The sequence below is a fragment of the Bacillus cereus genome, assembly GCF_015071065.1.
GTDB classification, from domain to species: domain Bacteria; phylum Bacillota; class Bacilli; order Bacillales; family Bacillaceae_G; genus Bacillus_A; species Bacillus_A cereus_BA.
The window spans coordinates 1-716 of record NZ_VOVA01000082.1 but is presented as its reverse complement, the minus strand read 5'-3'; the positions used below and the strand labels follow the sequence as shown (position 1 = coordinate 716).

Genomic DNA, 716 nt, shown 5'->3' with positions numbered 1-716 from the left:
AAGAAAGTACAAAAGGAAGTAGTTAGCATCTTGAAAGAATATAGGGCGCTGAAGATGCGATTCAATAATGAAGTGGAACAAGAAGGAATCAGTCTGTTTCCAGAGATACGAAATTCAAGAAGAATGAGTGAATTAAAGGTGAAACAGATAGAGAAGACTTTGGACCATATCTTAGATAAGGAAGAAAGAGATATTATTACAATGAAATTCTTAACGAATGAAAGAGTAAAAGATTCAGATGTTTATCATGATCTACTGCTCAAAAAGACTTACTTCTATGAGAAGAAGCAAAGTGCTATTAAATTGATTGCTACAGCGTTAGGGATTATCTAAAAAACGCGAACAAAACGCGAACTTTTTGGGGGACTAAATAAAATGCCGGAAATTATAAGCTATTCCTATAAACAGTTCTTTGAAAAGAGAATACGTTTTGGGGATAGCGTTCCCATTATAATAACGTTACTCGGTGACGCGGAGGCTAGAGGGGATAAGAGCTTCCAAAAATTATTTATATTTATCATTCAACTCGGAATGCGTCCTCTGGGTTGATAATAAATATAAGTCTATTTCTCTGTTAATGTCGTCTCTTGAAAATGGAAATGGGGTGGTTGTTCATGATTGAATGAACATCGCGTTTCTAAAAAGTAAATAAGAATAAATTAGATCTTTATCATTACGTCACTTCAATTGCTCATTAGTAATTACTTACGATTTTT

The 716-nt window shown here is 33.7% G+C and carries 1 protein-coding gene; it reads left to right on the top strand.

All coding sequences use genetic code 11. The features are described 5' to 3' along the window. On the top strand, positions 1 to 333 hold a 333-nt coding region (locus tag FT637_RS29560), incomplete at its 5' end, for an ArpU family phage packaging/lysis transcriptional regulator (RefSeq protein WP_193649255.1). Positions 334 to 716: the final 383 nt, after the last annotated feature.